General features: G+C 34.5%; 17 protein-coding genes, 1 pseudogene and 1 riboswitch. Of the genes and pseudogenes, 7 read left to right on the top strand and 11 right to left on the bottom strand.

Going from position 1 to position 16,447, the window contains the following annotated elements; translation table 11 throughout:
- Positions 1–350 precede the first annotated feature (350 nt).
- Together AAG068_RS02155 and AAG068_RS02150 are read left to right on the top strand one after the other, a co-directional pair.
- Entirely contained in the window at positions 351–1,877 is a 1,527-nt protein-coding gene (locus AAG068_RS02155) for an FAD-dependent oxidoreductase (protein WP_342717168.1), read from the top strand.
- A 143-nt stretch (positions 1,878–2,020) separates the two neighbouring features.
- Positions 2,021–3,322 carry an MFS transporter gene (locus AAG068_RS02150; RefSeq protein ID WP_342717166.1) on the top strand — a complete coding sequence of 434 codons (1,302 nt, stop codon included), beginning with the start codon at positions 2,021–2,023 and terminating at the stop codon, positions 3,320–3,322.
- Positions 3,323–3,336: 14 nt separating this feature from the next.
- Here AAG068_RS02150 and AAG068_RS02145 read toward each other — a convergent pair whose 3' ends face one another.
- Together AAG068_RS02145 and AAG068_RS02140 are read right to left on the bottom strand one after the other, a co-directional pair.
- Positions 3,337–4,119, bottom strand: a complete 783-nt coding sequence (locus tag AAG068_RS02145; RefSeq protein ID WP_342717165.1) for a nucleotidyltransferase domain-containing protein — start codon at positions 4,117–4,119, stop codon at positions 3,337–3,339.
- A gap of 120 nt (positions 4,120–4,239) precedes the next feature.
- Positions 4,240–5,349, bottom strand: coding sequence for a PRK06851 family protein (locus AAG068_RS02140; RefSeq protein WP_342717164.1), 1,110 nt, complete (start codon positions 5,347–5,349; stop codon positions 4,240–4,242).
- A 149-nt stretch (positions 5,350–5,498) separates the two neighbouring features.
- A riboswitch (SAM riboswitch) is annotated at positions 5,499–5,611 on the top strand.
- 85 nt (positions 5,612–5,696) lie between these two features.
- On the opposite strand from AAG068_RS02140, the gene AAG068_RS02135 reads away from it, so the two are divergent.
- On the top strand, positions 5,697–6,329 hold the full coding sequence (locus tag AAG068_RS02135; RefSeq protein ID WP_342717162.1) for a cyclase family protein: 633 nt from the start codon (positions 5,697–5,699) through the stop codon (positions 6,327–6,329).
- A gap of 27 nt (positions 6,330–6,356) precedes the next feature.
- Here AAG068_RS02135 and AAG068_RS02130 read toward each other — a convergent pair whose 3' ends face one another.
- From AAG068_RS02130 to AAG068_RS02095, 8 genes and pseudogenes are all read right to left on the bottom strand, one after another.
- Positions 6,357–6,737, bottom strand: coding sequence for a hypothetical protein (locus AAG068_RS02130; protein ID WP_000424111.1), 381 nt, complete (start codon positions 6,735–6,737; stop codon positions 6,357–6,359).
- 261 nt (positions 6,738–6,998) lie between these two features.
- Positions 6,999–7,192: pseudogene (locus AAG068_RS02125) on the bottom strand (ATP-binding protein); the annotation flags it as partial.
- Between the two features lie 89 nt (positions 7,193–7,281).
- On the bottom strand, positions 7,282–7,410 hold the full coding sequence (locus tag AAG068_RS02120) for a hypothetical protein (RefSeq protein ID WP_342717151.1): 129 nt from the start codon (positions 7,408–7,410) through the stop codon (positions 7,282–7,284).
- Between the two features lie 56 nt (positions 7,411–7,466).
- The gene (locus AAG068_RS02115) at positions 7,467–8,732 is read right to left on the bottom strand and encodes an S-adenosylmethionine decarboxylase related protein (RefSeq protein ID WP_342717149.1); all 1,266 of its coding nucleotides are present in this window, start codon (positions 8,730–8,732) and stop codon (positions 7,467–7,469) included.
- 236 nt (positions 8,733–8,968) lie between these two features.
- On the bottom strand, positions 8,969–9,637 hold the full coding sequence (locus AAG068_RS02110) for a DUF2642 domain-containing protein (protein ID WP_342717147.1): 669 nt from the start codon (positions 9,635–9,637) through the stop codon (positions 8,969–8,971).
- A gap of 162 nt (positions 9,638–9,799) precedes the next feature.
- Complete coding sequence (locus tag AAG068_RS02105) at positions 9,800–10,249, bottom strand: hypothetical protein (protein WP_000432506.1); 450 nt, start codon at positions 10,247–10,249, stop codon at positions 9,800–9,802.
- Positions 10,250–10,269: 20 nt separating this feature from the next.
- Positions 10,270–10,794: a spore coat protein gene (locus tag AAG068_RS02100; protein ID WP_342717143.1), complete on the bottom strand. Its 525-nt coding sequence runs from the start codon at positions 10,792–10,794 to the stop codon at positions 10,270–10,272.
- 236 nt (positions 10,795–11,030) lie between these two features.
- Positions 11,031–11,270, bottom strand: coding sequence for a helix-turn-helix domain-containing protein (locus AAG068_RS02095; protein ID WP_000993177.1), 240 nt, complete (start codon positions 11,268–11,270; stop codon positions 11,031–11,033).
- Positions 11,271–11,450: 180 nt separating this feature from the next.
- Here AAG068_RS02095 and AAG068_RS02090 point away from each other — a divergent pair, with 180 nt between their 5' ends.
- Positions 11,451–11,819 (top strand): hypothetical protein, encoded by a 369-nt coding sequence (locus AAG068_RS02090; RefSeq protein ID WP_097844138.1) that lies wholly within the window; start codon positions 11,451–11,453, stop codon positions 11,817–11,819.
- Between the two features lie 194 nt (positions 11,820–12,013).
- On the opposite strand, the gene AAG068_RS02085 is transcribed toward AAG068_RS02090, so the two are convergent.
- Entirely contained in the window at positions 12,014–13,063 is a 1,050-nt protein-coding gene (locus AAG068_RS02085) for an NAD(P)/FAD-dependent oxidoreductase (protein ID WP_342717139.1), read from the bottom strand.
- A 331-nt stretch (positions 13,064–13,394) separates the two neighbouring features.
- Between AAG068_RS02085 and AAG068_RS02080 the strand changes: the two genes are divergently transcribed.
- Genes AAG068_RS02080 through AAG068_RS02070 form a run of 3 tightly spaced genes read left to right on the top strand, consistent with a single transcriptional unit; the run spans position 13,395 to position 16,405 of the window.
- Positions 13,395–14,312 carry an iron-hydroxamate ABC transporter substrate-binding protein gene (locus AAG068_RS02080; RefSeq protein WP_342717136.1) on the top strand — a complete coding sequence of 306 codons (918 nt, stop codon included), beginning with the start codon at positions 13,395–13,397 and terminating at the stop codon, positions 14,310–14,312.
- Between the two features lie 48 nt (positions 14,313–14,360).
- The gene (locus AAG068_RS02075) at positions 14,361–15,401 is read left to right on the top strand and encodes a FecCD family ABC transporter permease (protein ID WP_342717134.1); all 1,041 of its coding nucleotides are present in this window, start codon (positions 14,361–14,363) and stop codon (positions 15,399–15,401) included.
- Complete coding sequence (locus AAG068_RS02070; protein WP_342717132.1) at positions 15,398–16,405, top strand: FecCD family ABC transporter permease; 1,008 nt, start codon at positions 15,398–15,400, stop codon at positions 16,403–16,405. Before AAG068_RS02075 ends, AAG068_RS02070 begins: the two co-directional genes overlap by 4 nt.
- Positions 16,406–16,447 lie beyond the last annotated feature (42 nt).

The following is a 16,447-nucleotide window of genomic DNA, read 5'->3' as shown; positions in this document are numbered from 1 at the left end:
CTTTTATGACCTAGTAATAAAAGTTGGTTATATTTTTATAATTATACTTTATTTCACTAAAGAAAAAACATAGATTCTATAAGGTTTTATCCATTATCTATATACATACACTCATATACTATAGACCCTAACTTATTCAAGAATTCTCTGTGTAAACAACAAATAAACCCACCTGAATCTAGCTTTACACAACACCTATCTCTTCATACCGACAACATCAAATAATTATATTAAAATAATTAAATCTTTCTTTTAATAAAAATAGGCTCTCTCTAAAACAGCACACATGAATTTCATATCTTATGGAAATATTAAAAGGAAAATTGTTCTAAAATCGGGAGGTTTCTATAATGACAAGCGATACATTTCCACAATTCCCATTATCTTATTGGATTGAATCTACTCAAATCCCTGCTTTTCCCCCTTTATCCGAAAATGTAAAGACGAAAGTCGCTGTTATCGGTGCTGGTATTACAGGTATTACTACTGCTTATTTACTTGCGAAAGAAGGCATCGATGTTGTTTTAATTGATTCTGGTCTTATTTTAAACGGAACAACAGGGCATACAACAGCAAAGGTAACAGCTCAACATGATTTAATTTATGATGAATTAATAAATCATTTCGGTTTGGAAAAAGCCGGGCTTTACTATGAAGCAAATAATCATGCTCTACAATTTATTAATGAAACTGTGCAAACATATAAAATCGACTGTAATTTTTCAAATGAAGATTCATATTTATATACAACTACTGATAATGGATTAAGAAATTTATCGAAAGAATATGAAGCCTATCAAAAATTAAATATACCTTGTGACTATGTTCAATCTCTATCGATTCCAATTCCAGTACAATCTGCACTTGTCATGAAAAATCAAGCACAATTCCATCCCCTTCTTTATTTGAAAACACTTTTAGAAAAGTTTGTGGAGATGGGCGGAAAAGTTTATGAACAAACTACAGCTATTGATGTAGAAAAGGGTGATTATCCACAAGTCATTACAAAGGGCGGACATCGCATCACTTGTGAATATGTTGTCTCTTGTTCACATTTTCCTTTTTATGATGCGAATAGCTTTTTCTTTACGCGAATGTACGCAGAACGCTCTTATGCTCTTGCTATTAAAGCAAAAACAGATTATCCAGGTGGCATGTATTTAAGTATTGATGATCCAAAACGCTCCTTACGCTACACAACAAACAATGGGGAAAAATTAATTTTAATTGGCGGAGAAAGTCATAAAACAGGACAAGGAATAAACACGATGCTTCATTACGAAGCACTTTATTCTTTTGCGGAAGCAACGTTTGGAATAGATGAAGTTCCTTATAGATGGTCAGCACAAGATTTAATCACGCTAGATAAGCTCCCTTATATTGGACATATTAACGAGAGCAATCCAAATATATTTGTTGCAACTGGATATCGTAAATGGGGAATGACAACTGGAACTGCTGCCGCTCATTTACTGAAGGATTCCATTCTAAAAGTACACAGTCCATATAAAGAACTGTATGCACCTTCACGCTTCCATGCAAATCCAGATATAAAAACGTTCCTCTCCCAAAACCTTGATGTTGCGAAACATTTAATTGAAGGAAAGATTGAAACTGCATTACGTAAACCAGAAGATCTCGAAGTTGGTGAAGGATCTGTCGTACATGTTAACGGGAAACGAGCAGGTGCTTATAAGGACAAAGATGGAAAATTACATATTGTCGATACAACTTGTACACATCTCGGCTGCGAAGTTGAATGGAATAATGGTGATTGTACTTGGGACTGTCCTTGCCACGGTTCACGCTTTTCAATTGAGGGAGATGTTATTGAAGGTCCGGCAGATCAACCGTTAAAACGAGTTGATAATGAGTAAACAAATAAAGAAGTTCAACAGGTTTTCTGTTGAACTTCTTTATTTGTTATAAAACCTTTTCAGCTAAATTACGGTACAGGAAGGAAAATATTAACATCAAATAAAATAATATATTCATCTACAAATTAAAAGGGGGGAATATTATGCAACCTTCAGCTCCACCTCATCTAGAATCTACAGAAACTATCTTTTCGAGCTCTATTACAAAACTTGTTGTTTTTATTTGTTGGTTAGCCATTCTAGCTGATGGATATGATTTAGGTATTTACGGTGCCGTTCTGCCAAAGCTCCTAGAAGACAAAAGCTGGGCACTTTCACCGGCACACGCTGGTACAATTGCTAGCTATGCTTTATTTGGTATGTTTATTGGGGCTATTCTAGTTGGAACCATTACAGATCTAATTGGACGAAAATGGACGCTTATATGCTGTTTAGCACTTTTTTCTATCACAATGGGTCTAGCTGCACTTGCACCTTCTCCCGAATTATTTGGTTTATCTCGGTTTATCGGAGGAATCGGATTAGGTGGTGTTATTCCAACAGCTTCAGCACTTACCGTTGAATATTCACCAAAAAAGCGACAATCTTTTATTTATGCTCTTATGTTTACTGGCTATCCTTTAGGGATCGTATTAGGCGCTATTTTGTCTATGTTTATGTTAGAAGATTTCGGATGGAGAACTATGTTTGGCATCGGAATGATTCCACTGCTCCTCATTCCTTTCATTATTCGTTATTTACCTGAGTCCATTCAATTTTTATTATCACGTAATCGCCAGGAAGAAGTAGACAAAATCCTTCATCGTTTTCAAATTGAATTCCATAAAAACGATGAAACTCATCAACCCCCACCTAATATACGAAAAAAAAATGGATTCCTTACTTTATTCTCAAAAGAATACAGAAAAGCAACGCTGCTTTTTTGGATCACTTATATAATGGGAATGTTTTTAATATATGGTTTAAATACTTGGTTACCGCAGATGATGCGCCAAGCAGGATACCCTCTTGGATCTAGTTTATCATTTCTACTTATGTTAAATATTACTGCCGCTATCGGTGCATTATTTGCTGGAGCAATCGCCGATCGTATAGGAGCTAAAATTGTTATTAGCATCTCCTATCTTATGGCAGCAATATGTATTGGACTATTAACAATTAAACCATCTGTTACAATCATCTATCTTTTAATTGGTCTTGCTGGAATTGGATCAGTTGGCATTACTCAGATATTAAATGCATATGTAACACAATACTTCCCATCCCATATCCGGGCTACTTCCTTAGGATGGGGACTTGGACTTGGCCGAGTTGGTGCAATTGCTGGTCCTATTCTTGTCGGTATTATTATGACAATGCAATACGACTTAGCATGGAATTTTTACTTATTCTCATTTGCCGGTCTCCTTGCAGCAATATCTGTTTTCTTTATTCCTACAAAATAAAACAGAGCACAATCTTACTTGTGTTCTGTTTCATATACTGCAAACAACATATCTCGAAACAACGTATTTAAACTCTCTATATCAATTCCTGATCCCTTTTCAATTCCTTTTACATATTGCTGATAGTAATGAATTTGCTCTTCTAAAAATTGATTCAACACCTCAATTTTTAATCCAATATCTAGCTCAGTACCTGCCTTTTTCTTTATTAACAATTGTTCAATTTCATCTAATACGCTACGTTCTAATGATAATTCTGTAATCAATCGATCGAATTCTACAGGTGGTAAAGTCTCTTTCTCCTCTAGCCACTTACAAGCTAAAATAGGACGTAATACGTAGAAGTACTTTTTCAACTTTACATTCTCACCTTGCAAAAATTCCCGATAATTTTTTGATGCCATATGTAAGTAATGATATATCGTTGCTTTTGGGTCAAAATCCTTTTCACTCATTTGTTGAAGTTGTTCTGGAAAATTAGAGCTTTTCGAATAAAAAATTGGTGATCGAATCCACTCGAGTAAAGCTGGATTTGACTTTGCGAATAGCTGTAATGCCTTTTTAATATCCCATCCGCTTATATCTAAATCATCACTAATCGGGTATTCAATTACATCTCGTTTATCATGAATTGATAAATACCATTCTACCGGATGTATATAAACGAATCTAACATCATAATCACTGTCTTTCGATGGAAATCCCCAAGCACGACTCCCTGATTCTACTGCAAATAAAATTTTCACATCATTCTCTTTTTCAATTCTGTCTAACTCTAACTTAATTTTTTCTCTCATTTCATACCCTCTCCATTTTTTGATTATTTCCTTGGAAATTCGACAAATATACTACTAAGTTTACTCCATACTAAAATAGCTGTCAGAAAATTCCCGACAGCTTGTCAAAACCTCTTATTTTTACTTGTTCTTTTCTGTTACACTAACCGCAATTCGTTCAAACTCTTTTTGAATCTCCTCTTTATATACATCTACTTTTGAAAAATCCATAGCAGCAATATAAATTCGTTCCAATTTATCACGAACTGATTTTGCCTTTGCTAAGAAAGACATCGCTTCATTCATTTTTGCTTTATATTGAATCGACACATCACGAATTTCTGTCGCATATTTTTCATCTGTCCCTGGTGTCACGATCAAGGCATACATATCTATAATTTCATCACCTTCGCGGCTCGGAAAATACTCATGTGGCGCAGTGCTATCAAAAATTGCAAATCCTAATTCTCTTACGATCACCATATCAAGACTCTTTGGATCAAATCCACAATGATATACTTCAACTTCAAATCCTTTTTCTTCTGCTGCCTTAGCTAATTTTTTGAGCATTGTTGATTTTCCAGAGCCAGGGCGTCCTTTTATAAAATAACGATGTGATAATCCCTCTGTTAAATTAGGAACAAAATCAACTGCACCTTTCGGTGTAGCTGCCCCTAAAAAGCGATGTTTCACAAGCGATTGTTTCCCAACTTTATCTGTAAATAATTTCTGAATGAGCTGATCTGTTAGTTCATTTGCTTTATCAAAATTAATATTATCAATATATATTTTCTCCCACTCATCATGTATAACTAATGCCTCGTTAAAACGAGCGTAAGCAGCTTGAAAAGCTTTGCTTGCTTCTGAAACAAATCTTTCAATTTCCACCTTCTGCTTTCTTAATTTATCTGAATCCCAAGCAACACCTAAATTGATATACTCCTCGACAACTCCTGGCATTTTCGGCTCAATAACATGCGGTGATGTTCCATCAACAATTCCTACTTTTAACTTCGGGATAATGACACCATCAACCGATTTATTATCAGAAGAACAGTGTAAAAATTCAATATCATATCCCTTTTCAACCCATTCACGACCTATTGCCTTAATTAAAGAAGATTTTCCCGTTCCAGGTCCACCCTTTAAAATAAATAATCTGTTTAGTCCTTTTAAATTCTCTTCGTATAAATTATGAAATCCTCTAGCTGTATTTCCACCAGCATAATAATTCAATACATTCCCTGTCACTGCACTCACTCCTTCGCAGCATTCTATTTACATAAGCTACAATATGCGAGCAACTTTATTTAGGTGAATACCTATTTTGTGTTGCGCAGAAAAAGGAAATGAATTACAATTTTGTTATCACGAAAATTCCGAACTTTAAATTGAATATACCTTTATCAAGAGAGGCAGAGGGACCGGCCCTTTGAAGCCCAGCAACCTCAGTTTATACAAACTGAATAGGTGCTAATTCCTGCAAAATGCATTGCATTTTGAAAGATAAAACGTAACTATTGTGTGCAAAACTCATCTTTCTTGACTATGAAAGGTGAGTTTTTTATATTTCAAAACATATATTGGGGGTATTTAAAGTGAAAGTAATTGACCTATCGCAAACATTTGAAAACAATATGTCTCAATTTCCTGGAACACCAAAAATCAATTTAGAAGCCATTACAAGTGTTGAAGAGACAGGCTATCAAGTTACAGATTTTCATTCTGTCGTTCATGTTGGTACGCATTGTGATGCTCCTGCTCATTTCATTTCAGGCGCAACGACTATTGATCAATTGCCCCTAGATCAATTTGTAGGTGAAGCTGTTCTTATCGATGTAACTCATGTACAAGAACGAAAACTACCTAAAGAAGTATTACACAACGCTGACATAAAAGAAGGTGATATTGTCATTTTCCATTCCAATCTATCTACTAAATGGAATACAGAAGCATATGAGAAAGAAGCTTTTTATCTTTCTGAAGAATTAGCTGAAGAACTCGTTCAATTAAAAGTAAAATCTGTCGGTTTAGATTTCATCTCTCCTGATGAGGTAACGACAGAAACATCGCCAATTCATCACATACTACTTGGGAATAATATTTATTTAATCGAAAACTTAACAAACTTAGATGCCATTCACACGAAACGTTTCTTTTTCTCAGCAGCACCTTTAAAAATTAAAAATAGCGACGGTGCTTTCGCAAGAGCATTCGCTGTAATTTTTTAAACAAACTATACAAAAAAGCAAAGATCATCATTGACCTTTGCTTCTATTTTTTTTATTTAAACTAAGAAAGAATTGCTCAACACGAGGACGTAACCAAGCTAAATAATCTTTCTCTTTCTTCTTTGTACAAGCTATTTCTTCCCCATCTACCATTCCGACAAGCTCTAGCTCTAACAGTTGCCTCGTAAATGCTAACATATTTATTTCTTCGTCGGGATACTCTTCTTTTAATTTCTCCTCAATTTCCCCTAATAAAAAACCGTCACGCATCATTGCCAATGCATCAATCCAAAGTGGCGGCATTTCATATTTTTCTCCTGTAATTGTATCTTTTACAATATAATTCTTTTGCTCTTTTCGAAATTGAATCGTGTGTAAGCATACAGTCGAATTTAATGTTAATTCCATCATACCACCTCTTTCATAATATCTGCATAGAAAAAAGGATGCGCGTGCACCCCTTCTTTTTCTAACACTACCGAACCGTTACATGAATAACAAATCTCATGTCGATATTTTCCTCCATTATAAACGAAGTATTTTATAAAAAAAACCCTTCTTGAAACATTTTATAAAATGTTTATATTTACACAACAAGAACACTTTTCTGAAAAATATTTTCTTCTAGCACATTATACTGTCGGTAAAGAAATTTCCACTTTCGTTCCTACTCCCATCTACTTGCAATTGAAATTTCACTCTATATTGTGCTGCATAACTTTCCACAAGCTGTACAACATATAAAAGGAGTTCCCGTATATTACATCATTCATAATTCCCGTTATTTCTTTCACTTTCTTATAACATAATATCTTATCGGCAGGACTTCTTTCTTTTTGTATTTGTGTAAATCCTTTTAAAGCTCCTCTTTCCTCATATATCTAGCATTTAAAGTTGTTCATATAAAGTGAAACTTTAATCAGGGGGGTTTTTGTCCATCCCCCACTGATTATTAGCCCTCACCAATCGGGCTTTTACGGGCAGTTCCTCCATCTAACTTCTTCGCTTCCGCTGAATTTTGAAGTGGCGGTCTTACTGCCCGGCAAATAGCGGGATAAACATGAACTTGCTTTCGGGGCAATATGTAACCTTATAACGCTAAAAGGAAGGAGATTTCCCCTTCCTTTTCATCACAACTTATATCCACCTTACCCGATCATGCAGCAATCCATCCGTAAAGTCATTTCCACCAACTACAAAATCATTCATATATAAATTCAAATATTCTCCATACTTACTTTCTGTATTTAATAATAATTCCTCTACATAATAAGCACCTTGTTTAAAGTTATCGAACAGCAAACTACACAAGCCAGCATAAATTCCGCATCCTACTTGGAAGTAAGTTGCATTCGTTTTATATTTATGAAAAACTTGACTGCTATTCATTACGTTATACATATATGTCTCGCTATTTTCATAAACGAGTAATACACCGACTAGATCCTCGCCAGCAATCTCTTCTTCGGCTGGATTAAATACTTTACGATTCCAGTTCCATAAATCTTCTACCTTATCTAAATTTTGCCTAATTATATTTGTTGTATACTCATTAATTCGGTAAAGAAACCCAACTTCCATGTTAAAGTTTTTCCCTAAAATTAAAACTTCCTCATGTGGCATTAAACAACCATAGAACTCTTTCTCCCCTAACTTTACTTTATACTCTGAAGCATATACATCTTCATAAAAATAAAGAGGACGATGATGACTCATATACATCGGATAACTCCATATCGCTTCATCTAAAAATCGCTCTACTGCCCATGAAGCATAAAGTGTATGAGGCTTTATAAGTGCTGCATCATGTAAAAATGACGTATCATGTTCTACTATATAACATGCTTTTGGCTTTTCATTTGGACGTTCCTTCATAAGTTCAACAACCATCCATTGAACAACACCTGGATTCATACCTGAGCCTATAATTGCTTTTGTATTTGTAAATTTCTCTTTTTCCTTCTCAAACCGCGTATATCTTTCCGTAAGCTGAAAACCGATTAAACTATCGTCCTGATCTACCGCCTCATTTTCCAAAGCTGAATTAATATAACAAATTCCAAGTTCATTACAACAGCTTAATACTCTAATTGTATCTGCCCCTGAAACATCAATAACAACGCTCGTACCACTTTGTTTTAAATGCTGTTCAAATGTCACTACATCTTGGAGGTCTATTTCGGATAAAAACAATTGCTCTTTCAAATTTGGAAACAACTCATCATAATAAGTCCTATCTTTTTGTTTTATATCAACTAAATGAAATGTCACATTCTTTATCGTTTCATAAATCGGGTCTTTCTCATTTACTATCGCTTGATTTAAAATTGCTAAAACTGCTTTTGCTGCTCCACCAGCACTACCAAGTAATGTAATCGATAACGAATTCTGAAACTGCTCCACCAACAAAACCCCTTTAATATATTAGTTAAGCAGTTCTCCCTCAAAAAAATAAATTGAATATATGAAAAGATGGCTCGTACATATTTTTGTAATTTTGCACAAGATTAGCACTCCATAGATAAAGCTAACATATTTATATTCAATTCATTTTTCCCCTCATATTCAAATCGAGCTAAACAAATAGGCTCGACCTTTTCTTCTGCATATAAAAGAAAAAGCCAGCCCTTTCAACTCGCTTACGGACAGTGGACAGATTTTACATGTTGAATATTTACATACATTTTCGCATCACGCGCTTTTAATATTTCAATATGCCCCTCATCAATCTTCTCCATCTTTCCGATCTTATTAGATTCCTCACCTAAATCGAACACCATAATTTTTCCAGCCATTTTAATAAGTTGTTCTTCAAACGTTCGAGCTAACGTAATATTTAACGGATTCACAGGGAGTTCATTTTTATTGAGGGCATAAGGCACTTGATTTTCTTTATACGGAATTAACCACTTCAAGTGTTTTAAAGATATATATACAGTTTTATAAACTGGACTATAAAAAACGATATAATCGTTCATTATACTTGTAACATACCCATGTATTGGAGCATTTCCAGCTACATAAACTTCTGTAAAAATCCCTTTAGAGGTACTTAATACTTTCCTCAAAGAAATGGAAGGGGATTCTCTCTTAATTACAGAATCCACATCTGGTTTTGATATTTCTTCATCATATGGTCGTAAAATTTTATAATATTGTACATGGTATAAAGATATATATACGTAGTCTTGTCCATTGTAAAGAACAACGATATCATTTCCTACGTCTATTAATACACCTTTAAATCTTTTTTCACCGATTAATTTAACATATATATTTTCTCCAATACTTTTGTTTAACTCATTCATCTATATCCTCCTTCCTATGAATTTCTTCTTTCCTGTCTTCCATTTCTAAAAAAATAATCAGGGCAAAGTTCTGTCTTAATAGTAAGTAATTCCTTTTCATACTATCGAAATAAGAAATTGTTCTTCTCTTTCCCTCATAATGCCCCTCTTATTTATTAAACATTATTCATCTTCATTCTTTTTACATTTAACTACTTGGCTCACACTCTTAATATGAGACTTAATTACATAAATAACTTCATCACAGTTTACTAGTGTAATACAGTCATGGTGTACCTCACTTAATAAACCTTCCACACATTCTGGACCGCCACGATTAATTTTTACCCACTTATACTTCAAGTCTTTTAATATATCTAAAAAAGTATCCTCATCAGAGCAGAAACATGAACTATAGCAATCACCACATTTACTTTCTTTCACTTTCTTAACTAGACTCTTCACATGTTTTAACTGGTAATACACTAATTCGCCATGAGGTAATTGTAACGTTAGATAGTCTTTGCCTAACGATACGAGTTCACCTACTCGACTTTCTGGTCCACGAAGGTTTACTTTTACAGTCTCACCAACTAAACATTTAATTTGGTCACAGCATAATACGTTCTCCAATTTTGTATCCCCCTTTCTTATTATCTTCCTCTACTTGATTGTCTTTGTGCACGAGCGCGACCTGAATTATTGCTACTACTTTCCTTACTGCTACTATCATCGCTCTCATCGCTCTCTCCGCATGCTAATGCATTATAGTTAACGCTTTTAATATGCTTTATTGCAACTAATATAATTTCTTCTTTTACAATCAATGTCACGAAATCACAAGAAACATCTTGTAAGATGCCTTCCACTTTCTCTGGACCACCGCGATTAATTTTCACCCAGCAATATTTAAAAGTTTGCAGTAGTGCTTCAAAGTCTTCTGCACATTCGCAATCTTCCCATTCGCAATCACTTGATCCACAGTCTTTCGCATTTTTTGTAATACTTTTTAGATGACTAAGTTGATAGTAATACAGTTCACCTTTTTCATTCTGCAATACGAAGTAGTCCGGACATACTGATATTATTGTTCCTTTTTGAGATTCTGGACCACCCCTGTTTACTCCCACAAAAGATCCAATTAAGTCTTTCAAAAAATCACAATGAAATAAACTCACGAGAAAACCCCTTCCATTAATTTATAAGCTTTTGCACTGATAGTATATGTATCTGTACAGGTTACGTTCTCTATGTTTGTCCTAGCTCGCAAAAAATATGCTTTTAACATGGTAGACTACTACCTATCAAAATTCCGAAAAAATTCTAAAACCTCCTTAAATTTTTGATACTTTGAGACAAAAAATCCCGTATGAAGATACATTTCTGCATATCTTCATACGGGATTTCCCATCGTTTAATCTTCGTCTTTAACATCCATATCTTCTGGAATTGGTTCGTTTAATATTTCTTCCACCAATTGCTTATATTTCTCCATTTGTTCTAAATGTGTATTGAATTGTTCTTTATTTAATAAATATTGCTCTCCATCAAATAGTGCACGAACTTTCTTTTGCTGAATTAGCTCTTCAATATACGACTTTGGTAAATTCAAATACTCCGCAGCTTCTTCTACTGTTATATACAACGCGTTCATTCCTTTATCATTTTTTCCTATATACTGTATCTTACTTTATTTTTGTAAACAAATAAAAAAGATTTTGTAAATGCAATTTAAAAAGAAGGTGGATGCATTCCATTTATTGTATAATAATATAGTAAGGATTTTTTTAAATATAGAATGGTATTACCCATTTACACAAAGGAGAGTTAACATATGGCTACTCGTCACATCATTACAATGTTAGAAAAAACATTACAGGCTGAAACAGAAAACACAATTTCTCATTTAACTACATCTTTATCTGATCGTATTCTTTCTCAAAGCACAGCAATACATGAAAACAATTGTTACCATACAATTAGGGAATGGTACAAAAATCATTTCTTATTCCAACAAGATGATTTCCTTTGGGCTAAATACGCTTTCTATGACGCATATTGTGAAGCTATAAAGGAACAAGGACATCTTACAAAACGCGTCCGTCAAATCTTAGAATCATTAGCTCGCATGCATGGCAAACAGTACATTGCTTCTATATTAAATATGCCATTTCCTAACGAAAGAGCGAAAGGGACAGCATAATGTAATACTGTTCTGCGTCAGCAAAACATAGATTCATTGTTTTCTAGGCAGATTTACAAATAAAACGTTCATTTCACATGAACTAATGAAACCGGTGTCATTATAATGATTGAAAATATAGTAAACAGGAAAACCCCCATTTGCCTCTCTTATCATTCGAATAGAGAAGTAAATGGGGGTATACTTGTTTTTTATTATTTCATCATTTGCTTGATCAATTCACGATTTCTTTTCTTAAATACTTCATTATGCGAAGAAACCATTCCATACTCGCTTGCATCTGGCTGAATAAATTGTTTCGCTTTATTTACAGCATTTCCAGCATCTTGGAATGCTCCCGCAATTAAGTGTAATTTCCCTTCATGCTTTAAAATGTCTCCCGCAGCATATAATCCATCTACTGAAGACTCACTATTTGCATTACCAGCAATAAAGTAATTATCTACAATTGCGACATCTAGCTCACTATTTTCCAACAATGTAATGTCACGTTCATATCCATGATTAATAATAACTTCATCGATAGCTAACTGAGAAACCTCGCCTGTTTCATGATTTGTTAATTCTACATATTCAATCGCTTCATGGTTATCACCAGCAATTAATGTTGTAATCGATGTATTAAAGAAACATTCTGCCGAACTGTTCATAAGTTGTTTTACTTGCGCCTCATGACCCGATAATTCTTCTTTTCTATATGTTAAATAAACTTTTTTCGCAATTGGTTCTAACTCATTTGCCCAATCAATTGCAGAGTTACCTCCGCCTGAAATAATGACCGTTTTATCTTTGAAACGTTTTAACGATTTAACTGTATAATTTAAATTTGATACTTCAAATCGCTCCGCACCTTCTATTGATAACTTTTGTGGATTTAATATACCACTTCCTGTTGCAACGATCACTGTTTTTGAAAAATGTTCTTCTTCATTGCTTGTTTTCAACGTAAAAATACCATCTTTATTACGAATAATTGATTCTATCTTTGTATTCAATACAACTTCCGGCTGAAATGTTAAACCTTGTTGTACAAGTTGCTCAATTAACTTTTCACCAGTAACTGGTAATAATCCGCCAATATCCCAAATCATTTTCTCCGGATAAACATGTATTTTTCCACCTAACTGTGGTTGAAATTCTATTATTTTTGTTTTCATCTCTCTGAGTCCACTATAAAAAGCTGAATAAAGCCCTGCAGGTCCCCCGCCTATCACGGTTACATCAAACAATTCTTCTCTATTCATTAACCTTCACTCCTCAGCTACTAATCATTGATTATCATTCTCAATAAAATATAACCTGTTTCCGCAAATTTTACAATCAAAATTACTATTGACAATACACCTATATAAAATTATATTATTTAAAGAATCAATAGTGATAATCATTATCATTTTGTTAATAATTAGCAAATTTGAGATTACATCTTCTTTCATTAATATGGTTAATACTATATTGTAAAATCTCGTATTCAAGATTATTAATACGTATTTTGTATTACCACTACTCTTTCAAAAGATTACAGTTAAACAAATTATTGTATACACATATCATCTATGTTAAAGGAGAAAAACGATGAAAAAGTTATTTATTTCACTAACAGTTCTTTTCGTTCTTGTTATGAGTGCTTGTAGCAATGGCTCTACAGACAAAAAGAACGAGGCAAAAGGTAGTAAATCAGAAACAATTACATACCAATCTGAAAATGGTAAAGTAGAAGTTCCTGCAAATCCAAAACGCGTTGTTGTTTTATCATCATTTGCTGGTAACGTAATGTCATTAGATGTAAATCTTGTTGGGGTAGATTCATGGTCTAAACAAAACCCACGTTTTGATAGCAAACTTAAAGATGTTGCTGAAGTATCAGATGAAAATGTTGAAAAAATCGCTGAACTAAACCCAGATTTAATCATTGGTTTATCAAATATTAAAAATGTTGATAAGTTAAAGAAAATCGCTCCTACTGTAACATACACTTACGGAAAAGTTGATTACTTAACACAGCATTTAGAAATCGGTAAGTTATTAAACAAAGAAAAAGAAGCAAAAACTTGGGTTGATGACTTCAAGAAACGTGCACAAGACGCTGGTAAAGAAATTAAAGCAAAAATCGGTGAAGATGCAACAGTTTCTGTTGTAGAAAACTTCAACAAACAGCTTTATGTATACGGCGAGAACTGGGGCCGTGGAACAGAAATTCTGTACCAAGAAATGAAATTAAAAATGCCTGAAAAAGTAAAAGAAAAAGCATTAAAAGAAGGTTACTACGCATTATCTACTGAGGTATTACCTGAGTTTGCTGGTGATTACTTAATCTTAAGTAAAAACAAAGATACTGATAACTCATTCCAAGAGACAGAATCATATAAAAACATCCCAGCAGTAAAAAATAATCGCGTATACGAAGCAAACATGATGGAATTCTATTTCAATGATCCACTTACATTAGATTTCCAACTAGACTTCTTCAAGAAGAGCTTTCTTGGTAAATAATACAAACATGAGGAATTCTTAATTTAAGAATTCCTCTTCCTTTATTCTATGAACAGAAAAGATGTGAAACGAATGATAAAAGATTACGATAATCCACGTTCTATAGCTTTTACGTACAAACTCATTTTGAGCATAATTGCATTCTTTCTTATTTTTATGGTGGCAATGGTATTAGGGGCTGCAGATACTTCAATAAAAGATGTATGGTTAGCACTCACTTCCTCCGCTAAAGGGGACAAACTATCTATTATTCGCGAAATTCGTTTACCACGTGAAGTAGCTGCTATTTTTGTAGGAGCTGGACTTGCTGTGTCTGGAGCAATTATGCAAGGGTTAACACGAAATCCACTTGCAGATCCTGGGTTATTAGGATTATCTGGTGGAGCAAATGCTGCACTTGCGTTAACGATAGCCTTCAACCCTTCCATCAGCTATCTTTACTTAACATTTGCTTGCTTTATCGGTGCTGCAATTGGTGCAATTATGGTATTTGGCATTGGCATGGTGAAAAAAGGTGGGCTCTCTCCTCTTCGAATTGTATTAGCTGGTGCTGCCGTTTCAGCATTTCTACTTGCAATTTCAGAAGGCGTTGGCATTTATTTTAAAATTTCACAAGAGGTATCACTTTGGACTGCTGGGGGCGTAATTGGAACAACTTGGGACCAATTAAAAATTATTATTCCAGTCATTTCAATTAGTATCTTTATCGCTATCTTACTAGCAAAAAAATTGACGGTTCTTAGTTTCAGTGAAGAAGTAGCTATTGGACTAGGTCAAAAAATTATTGTTATTAAAACCATTCTATTTATCATTATTATTTTACTTGCAGGTGCGTCTGTAGCGCTTGTCGGAAATATGGCATTTATCGGTTTAATGGTGCCTCATATGGTACGCCCAATTGTCGGTCCAGATTACCGATTTGTTATACCGATGTCAGCAATTGCTGGAGCCTCCTTTATGCTACTTGCAGATACAATCGGACGTACGATTAACGCTCCGTACGAAACACCAGTTGCCGCTATTGTCGCAATTGTAGGGCTACCATTCTTCCTATTCATTGTACGTAAAGGAGGAAAAACATTCTCATGATACAATCTATTCTAAGAAAACAACGTCTTATTATACTCGCTTTACTTATACTAACCATCACAACCATTGTAGTTGGAATGGGACTCGGTTCAGCATCTTTATCTTATGATCGACTACTCCCAACATTAATGGGACAAGGGACTTTTAAAGAGGAGTTCGTTTTATACTCTTTAAGACTACCTAGAATTGTCATTACATTATTAGCTGGTATGGCTCTCGCTTTATCAGGGGCTATTCTGCAAGGAATTACCCGAAACGATTTAGCTGAACCTGGTATTCTCGGGTTCAATTCTGGGGCCGGTGTTGCCGTTGCTATTTTCTTTTTATACTTTCCAATAGATGTAGGTTCATTTCTTTACTTACTACCTGTCGTTGGATTTATCGGAGCATTTCTGACAGCTGTTCTAATTTACGTATTTTCATATAGTAAATCAACTGGACTTCAGCCAATCCGATTAACATTAACTGGTATTGGTTTTTCATTTGCACTATCTGGAATGATGATTGTCCTTATTTCATCTGCTGATCGTATGAAAGTGGACTTTATCGCCAAGTGGATCGCCGGAAACATTTGGGGAGATGACTGGGTCTTCGTTTTCGCAATGCTCCCGTGGTTAACCGTATTAATTCCGTTCGTTTTCTATAAAGCAAATCGATTAAACATTCTAGCATTAAACGAGCCAGTCGCAATCGGCGTTGGAATTGAAATTGAAAAAGAGCGTAGATACTTATTAGTTGCAGCCGTTGCGCTTGCTGCTGCTGCAGTTTCCGTAACAGGAGGAATTAGCTTTATCGGACTAATGGCTCCTCATATCGCGAAATCCTTAGTAGGTCCGAGACATCAAATATTCATGCCTATCGCCGTTTTAATCGGCGGATGGCTATTGTTACTAGCAGACACAATCGGAAGAAACATCGTTGAACCTAATGGCATTCCAGCAGGTATTGTCGTTGCTTTAATTGGTGCTCCTTACTTTATGTATTTGTTGCTTAAGAAAGCATAGAAACACCCTCAAGAGTGAAATCTTGAGGGTGTTTCTGTATCA

It is taken from the genome of Bacillus paramycoides (assembly GCF_038971285.1).
Taxonomy (GTDB): Bacteria; Bacillota; Bacilli; order Bacillales; family Bacillaceae_G; genus Bacillus_A.
This window is presented reverse-complemented; position numbering and strand designations above follow the sequence as displayed.